This is a genomic window from Gluconacetobacter sacchari (assembly GCF_014174255.1).
GTDB lineage: Bacteria > Pseudomonadota > Alphaproteobacteria > Acetobacterales > Acetobacteraceae > Gluconacetobacter > Gluconacetobacter sacchari.
Genome location: NZ_JABEQJ010000031.1, coordinates 48563 through 55936, shown reverse-complemented (window position 1 = coordinate 55936; position 7374 = coordinate 48563). Strand labels below are relative to the sequence as shown.

Sequence of the window (7374 nt, the reverse complement as noted above, 5' to 3'; positions counted from 1 at the left end):
CCGGGGCGGGGCTGGTGCTGCTGGCGGCCGGGCCGGCGGCGGATCGGTACCGCATGGCCGAGCCGGGGTTGGTCGTGGATGACGGCGACCTGTCCGGCCTGCTGGAGGACCGGCGCAGGGTGGTCTGGGTCTGCGGGCCGGGCCTGACGGAGCAGGAGGTGGGCCGGGTGTTGCCCATGTTGCTGGAGGCTGGGCGGACGGTGCTGGCCGATGCGGGGGCGTTCGCCTGGGCGGCCGGGGCGCCGGAGCGCCTGGCCGGGGTGAGCGTGGTCACGCCGCATGAAGGGGAGTTCGCCCGGGTCTTCGGCGCGCCGCCGGCCGGGCGGCTGGCGGCGGCGCGGGCGGCCGCCCGGCGGATCGGGGCCGTGGTGGTGCTGAAGGGGCCGGATACCGTGATCGCGGCGCCCGACGGCCGGGCGGCGATCAACGACCATGCCTCGGCGGCGCTGGCGACCGCCGGGTCGGGCGATACGCTGACCGGGATCATCGCCGCCCTTCTGGCGGCGGGGATGGCGCCGTGGCAGGCGGCGTGCGCCGGGGTGTGGATTCATGGCGAGGCCGGGATGCGCGCGGGACCCTGGCCGGTGGCCGAGCAGTTCGACCGGCATCTGGGGGCGGCCAGGGCGCGGGCGGTGTCGCTGGGCCTGGCGGCGGCGCCCCGGGGCGCGGACTCGCGCCTTTGTCGGCTTGCCGGATCTGGCGGCGTGCGCTAAAGCCGCGCGCTTGGAGACCGGGCGCCGATGCGGGCGTGGTGGAATTGGCAGACACGCCAGATTTAGGTTCTGGTGGCGCAAGTCGTGGGGGTTCAAGTCCCTCCGCCCGCACCAGCCCGGCGAGAGACTGATGGAATTGGTGTGGGAGTCGGGCGCCGCGCGCGGCGCTGCCCGTGCCGGTTGTTTTGGCGTGCGGATGTCGCCGTCCGGGGTGGACACGTGCGTTCTTTGGAAGTTCTGACCGAGAGGATGGCCTGGCAGATGCAGGTTACTGAAACGCTTTCCGACGGCCTGAAGCGCGGCTTTACCGTCACGGTGCCCGCCGGCGAACTGGAGAGCAAGCGGACCGCCCGCCTGAAGGAAATGGGGCAGTCCATGAGCCTGCCGGGTTTCCGTCCCGGCAAGGTGCCGCTGAGCCTCGTCACGCAGCGCTACGGTGCCGCCGTGCAGGGCGAGGTGCTGGAGCAGGCCGTCAGCGAGGCCACCCGCGCGCTGCTGGAGGACCGCAATCTGCGCCCCGCGTTGCAGCCGCGCGTCGACCTGGTGTCCGGTGCCGAGGCGGACGGCAAGGCCGATCTGCAATTCACCGTCGAGATGGAAGTGCTGCCCGAGATCGCGCAGCCTGACCTGTCGGGGCTGACGCTGACGCGCCTGAAGGCGACGCCGGATGCCGAGACGGTCGACAAGGCCCTGAAGGACATTGCGAGCCGCCAGCGCAATTTCGAGACGATCGAGGAGATCCGTCCGGCCGCGCAGGGCGATATCGTGGTCGTCGATTTCGTGGGCAAGCTGGACGGCGAGCCGTTCGAGGGCGGCACCGCCGACGACGTGAATGTCGAGATCGGCGGCGCGGGCTTCATCCCCGGTTTCGCCGAGCAGATCGAGGGCCTGTCGCCGGGCGAGGAGAAGGTGATCACCGTCACCTTCCCGGCCGATTATTCGGCGGAGAACCTGGCGGGCAAGGAAGCGACCTTCGACATCAAGGCGAAGGGGTTGAAGCGCGCGATCGATGTCGCGATCGACGACGACCTGGCCAAGAAGATGGGTTTCGAGGGGCTGGAGCAGGTTCGCGACCTGATCACCAAGCAGGTCGAGCAGGAATACGAGCAACTGTCGCGCCTACGCATCAAGCGCGAGCTGCTGGACGCGCTGGCCGGGAAGACCGATTTCGAGGCGCCCCAGGGGATGGTCGAGGCCGAGTTCGCCCAGATCTGGCAGCGGGTCGAGGCCGACCGCAAGGAAGGCCAGTTGGACGATGAAGACCAGGGCAAGGACGAGGAGACCCTGCGGGCCGATTACCGCAAGATCGCCGAGCGCCGGGTGAAGCTGGGCCTGCTGCTGGCCGAGATCGGCCGGGCGAACGCCATCACCGTCTCGCAGGACGAGATGTTGCAGGCGATCCGCGCCGAGGCCATGCGCTACCAGGGCCAGGAACAGGCGGTGTTCGACTTCTTCCGCAAGAACCCGCAGGCGGCCGAGAGCCTGCGCGGCCCGATCTTCGAGAACAAGGTCGTCGATTACGTGATCGAGCTGGCCACGGTGACCGACAAGGACGTGACGCCCGAGGAACTGGCCGAGATCCCGCCCGCCGATCTCTGATCGGCCCGGTTTTCCGCCAACGGAGCCTCCATCGCTTTTATCGCCGCGAAATGATGGCGGTGGGGTGGTATCCGGACGGTTTATCTCTATCTTGATGGAGGTAACCGGGGAACGACCCGGCCACCATGCCCGGCGGCGCCGCAGGTGCCCTCGGGATGGTGAGTCGGGTCTTCGCGTCTTCAGGAACGGGAATGAGACTATGAGGGATCGGGATCCCGTGGAGATCTTCAGCAACGCCCTAGTGCCCATGGTGGTCGAGCAGACCTCGCGCGGGGAGCGGGCTTTCGACATCTATTCCCGCCTGTTGCAGGAACGGATCATCTTCCTGACCGGGCCGGTCTACGATCAGGTGGCGGCCCTGGTGTCGGCGCAGCTCCTGTATCTTGAGAGCGTGAACCCGACCAAGGAGATCTCGTTCTACATCAACAGCCCCGGGGGCGTGGTGTCGGCCGGGCTGGCGATCTATGACACCATGCAGTATATCCGCAGCCCGGTGAGCACGGTGTGCATCGGCCAGGCGGCCTCGATGGGGTCGCTGCTGCTGGCGGGCGGCGAGAAGGGGCGGCGGTTCGCGTTGCCGAACGCCCGCGTCATGGTGCATCAGCCCTCGGGCGGCGCGCAGGGGCAGGCCAGCGACATCGAAATCCAGGCACGCGAGATCCTGACGATTCGCCAGCGCCTGAACGAGATCTATGAAACCCATACCGGCCAGTCGCTGGAAGAGATCGAGCGCAAGCTGGAGCGCGACAGCTACATGTCGGCCGACGAGGCGCTGACCTTCGGCATCGTGGACGAGGTGGTGCGCAATCACGCATCGACGGCCGCGGCCAAGAGCTGAGGCCGGCCAAGATAGTGATTTATCGCGCGTCCCGGCCCTGAAGCCCTCCGGGATGCGGGGGCGGGATGCCAAGGTGGGGCATGTCCTGCTGATCTTCGGCGGTGCCCGCCGGCTTGGGCGGGCTTGATAGGAGGCTCGTCCTGAGTCAAGATTTTCGACCCCGGTCCGGACGCCATGCGGCCCGGCATTCCGGGGTGAGGAGCGGTTATGAATAACAAGTCCAGCGATTCCAAGAACACCTTGTACTGCTCGTTCTGCGGCAAGTCGCAGCATGAGGTCCGGAAGCTGATCGCTGGTCCGACTGTCTTCATCTGTGACGAATGCGTCGAACTGTGCATGGATATCATCCGTGAGGAGCACAAGACGCATCTGGTGAAGTCGCGCGATGGCGTGCCGACTCCCAAGGAGATCTGCAAGGTTCTGGACGATTACGTGATCGGGCAGTTCCATGCGAAGAAGGTGCTGTCGGTCGCGGTCCACAACCATTACAAGCGCCTGGCCCACAGCCAGAAGAACAACGACGTCGAAATCGCGAAGTCGAACATCCTGCTGGTCGGGCCGACCGGCTCGGGCAAGACACTGCTGGCCCAGACGCTGGCGCGGATTCTCGACGTGCCCTTCACGATGGCCGACGCGACCACGCTGACCGAGGCCGGCTATGTCGGCGAGGATGTCGAGAACATCATCCTCAAGCTGTTGCAGGCCGCCGACTACAATGTCGAGCGGGCGCAGCGCGGCATCGTCTATATCGACGAGATCGACAAGATTTCGCGCAAATCCGACAATCCGTCGATCACCCGTGACGTCAGCGGCGAGGGCGTGCAGCAGGCGCTGCTGAAGATCATGGAAGGGACGGTGGCCTCGGTGCCGCCGCAGGGCGGGCGCAAGCATCCGCAGCAGGAATTCCTGCAAGTGGACACCACCAACATGCTGTTCATCTGCGGCGGAGCCTTTGCCGGGCTGGACAAGATCATCGGCGCGCGGGGCAAGGGCTCGGGCATCGGCTTCGGTGCCGATGTCCAGTCGCCCGACGAGCGGCGGACCGGGGCGATCCTGCGGGATGTCGAGCCGGAGGATCTGCTGAAATTCGGCCTGATCCCCGAGTTTATCGGCCGTCTGCCGGTGGTGGCGACGCTGGAGGACCTGGACGAGGCGGCGCTGATCGAGATCCTGACCAAGCCGAAGAACGCGCTGGTGAAGCAATATGCCCGGCTGTTCCAGATGGAAGGGGTCAAGCTGACCTTTACCGAGGACGCGCTGAAGCAGGTGGCGCTGCGGGCGATCGCCCGGCGGACCGGCGCGCGCGGCCTGCGCGCGATCATGGAGAGCATCCTGCTGTCCACCATGTTCGACCTGCCCGGGCTGGAGAACGTGGAGGAGGTCGTGATCAACAAGGAGGTCGCCGAGAACAAGACCAGCCCGGTCTATGTCTACGGCAAGGAAAAGCCCGCGGAGCAATCGGCCTGATCGGTCGCGCGTGCCGCCTGCTCCCCCGAGATTTCCATCCTGCATCGGTGGATGCCGCGCGCCGGCGGTCATGCCCGATTTCTTCTCCTCATTCTGGGGTCTTGCCGTGGCGGCCCCGAATGACGACTTGATGTTTTCCGTCATCGCGTCAGCGAGACACCGGGCGGTGCGCGCCGCCATTGGGCGCCTGCCCGCGATCGTCCTTCAGGAGGTCACACGATATGCCCAAACCCACCCGATCCGAGTCCGATCGTCCCGATAGCGGCGAGGCCGCCGCTGTCGAGGACCATGTTTCGCCCGTGTCCGTGTCCGCGCCCGACTCCGACGGGGAGGGGGCCGGGATGTCCGACTCCGAGACGATGGCGGTGCTGCCGCTGCGCGATATCGTCGTCTTTCCACACATGATCGTGCCGCTGTTCGTCGGGCGCGAGAAATCGGTCCGGGCGTTGGAAGCGGTCACCAAGCATGACAAGCAGATCCTGCTGGTCGCGCAGAAGAATGCCTCGCAGGATGATCCGTCGGCCGACGACATCTATCGCTACGGCACGGTGTCGACGATCCTGCAATTGCTGAAGCTGCCCGACGGCACGGTGAAGGTGCTGGTCGAGGGGGTGCGCCGGGCGCGGATCACCGCGCTGCACGATATCGATGGGCATTTCGAGGCCGAGATCACCGCGGTGGCCGAGGAGCCGACCGTCGATAACGAGGGCGAGGCGCTCGGGCGCACCGTGGTTTCGCAGTTCGAGCAATATATCAAGCTGAACAAGAAGATCGCGCCCGAGGTGCTGGTTTCGCTGAACCAGATCGAGGATCTGTCGAAGCTGGCCGACACCATTGCCAGCCACCTGAATTTGAAGATCGCGGAGAAGCAGGAGATCCTGGAGATCCCTGGCGTCAATGCCCGGCTGGAGCGGGTGTTCGCGCATATGGAAGCCGAGATCGGCGTTCTCCAGGTGGAAAAGCGCATCCGCAACCGCGTCAAGCGGCAGATGGAGAAGACGCAGCGCGAGTACTATCTGAACGAGCAGTTGAAGGCGATCCAGAAGGAACTGGGCGAAGGCGAGGAAGGCCGGGACGAGACCGCCGAGCTTGAGGAGAAGATCGCCAAGGCCCGCCTGCCCAAGGAGGCTCGCGACAAGGCGCTGGGCGAGTTGAAGAAGCTGCGGGCCATGAGCCCGATGTCGGCCGAATCGACGGTGGTGCGCAATTATCTGGACTGGATCCTGAGCCTGCCGTGGAAGAAGCGGTCGAAAGTGCGCGGGGATCTGGCCGAAGCCGAGAAGGTGCTCGATACCGACCATTACGGTCTGGAGAAGGTCAAGGAGCGCATCCTGGAATATCTGGCGGTCCAGAGCCGGGCGCAGAAGGTCAAGGGGCCGATTCTCTGCCTGGTCGGGCCGCCCGGCGTGGGCAAGACCTCGCTGGCGCGGTCGATCGCCAAGGCGACGGGGCGGCACTATGTGCGCATGTCGCTGGGCGGCGTGCGCGACGAGGCCGAGATTCGCGGCCATCGGCGGACCTATATCGGCTCGATGCCCGGCAAGATCATCCAGGGGATGAAGAAGGCCAAGGCCTCCAACCCGCTGTTCCTGCTGGACGAGATCGACAAGCTGGGGTCCGACTGGCGCGGCGATCCGTCCTCGGCGCTGCTGGAGGTACTGGATCCGGAGCAGAACGGCACGTTCGCCGACCATTATCTGGAGGTCGATTACGACCTGTCGGACGTGATGTTCGTCACTACCGCCAACAGCCTCAACATGCCTCAGCCGCTGCTGGACCGCATGGAGATCATCCGCCTGTCGGGTTATACCGAGGACGAGAAGGTCGAGATCGCCAAGCGCCATCTGTTGAGCAAGCAGGGCGAGGCCCATAGCCTGAAGCCGGACGAATGGTCGGTCAGCGACGATGCGCTGCGCGAGATGGTGCGCAGCTATACCCGCGAGGCCGGCGTGCGGAACCTGGAGCGCGAGATCGCGACCCTGGCCCGCAAGGCGGTGCGCGAGATCGTGACCGGCAAGGCCAAGAAGGTGGCGATCACCCGCAAGAACCTGGAAAAATACGCCGGTGTGAAGCGGTTCCGCTATGGCGAGACCGAGGCCGAGGACATGGTCGGCGTGGTGACCGGGCTGGCCTGGACCGAGGTGGGCGGCGAGATCCTGACCATCGAGAGCGTGATGGTGCCGGGCAAGGGCGCGATCAAGCATACCGGCAAGCTGGGCGACGTGATGCAGGAAAGCGTCGCGGCGGCGCTGTCCTATGTCCGCAGCCGGGCGGTGAGTTTCGGCATCAAGCCGACCCTGTTCGAGAAGCGTGACCTGCATGTGCATGTGCCCGAGGGGGCCACGCCGAAGGACGGGCCTTCGGCCGGGATCGCGATGGCGACCTCGCTGGTCAGCGTGCTGACCGGCATCCCGGTGCGGCGCGACGTGGCGATGACCGGGGAGATCACGCTGCGCGGCAGGGTCCTGGCGATCGGCGGGTTGAAGGAGAAGCTGCTGGCCGCCCATCGGGCGGGCATCAAGACCGTCTTCATTCCCAAGGATAACGAGAAGGACCTGGTCGATATTCCGGACACGGTGAAGAAGGGCCTGCGCGTCATTCCCGTCTCGCATGTCGACGAGGTGATCGGCAAGGCTTTGGCCAGGCGCCCGGAGGCGATCGAGTGGAGCCAGGAGTCGGAAGACGCGGTGGCCAGCCCGGCCCCTGCAACGGGAATGGCAGCCTCGTCTCTGCCGCATTGAGACCGCATTGATTGTG

General features: G+C 66.0%; 5 protein-coding genes and 1 tRNA gene. All 6 read left to right on the top strand.

What is annotated here, in order from left to right:
• Window positions 1-713 (top strand): ADP-dependent NAD(P)H-hydrate dehydratase (locus HLH48_RS18535; RefSeq protein WP_182998961.1); only part of this gene is annotated, 713 nt, incomplete at its 5' end.
• 29 nt (window positions 714-742) lie between these two features.
• Window positions 743-827: transfer RNA gene (locus HLH48_RS18530), tRNA-Leu, on the top strand.
• A gap of 147 nt (window positions 828-974) precedes the next feature.
• Window positions 975-2312, top strand: a complete 1338-nt coding sequence (tig, locus tag HLH48_RS18525) for a trigger factor (RefSeq protein WP_182998960.1) — start codon at window positions 975-977, stop codon at window positions 2310-2312.
• A gap of 199 nt (window positions 2313-2511) precedes the next feature.
• Complete coding sequence (locus tag HLH48_RS18520; RefSeq protein ID WP_182998959.1) at window positions 2512-3150, top strand: ATP-dependent Clp protease proteolytic subunit; 639 nt, start codon at window positions 2512-2514, stop codon at window positions 3148-3150.
• 207 nt (window positions 3151-3357) lie between these two features.
• Window positions 3358-4617 carry an ATP-dependent Clp protease ATP-binding subunit ClpX gene (gene clpX, locus HLH48_RS18515; RefSeq protein WP_114727217.1) on the top strand — a complete coding sequence of 420 codons (1260 nt, stop codon included), beginning with the start codon at window positions 3358-3360 and terminating at the stop codon, window positions 4615-4617.
• A gap of 341 nt (window positions 4618-4958) precedes the next feature.
• Window positions 4959-7358 (top strand): endopeptidase La, encoded by a 2400-nt coding sequence (lon, locus tag HLH48_RS18510; RefSeq protein ID WP_246387514.1) that lies wholly within the window; start codon window positions 4959-4961, stop codon window positions 7356-7358.
• Window positions 7359-7374: the final 16 nt, after the last annotated feature.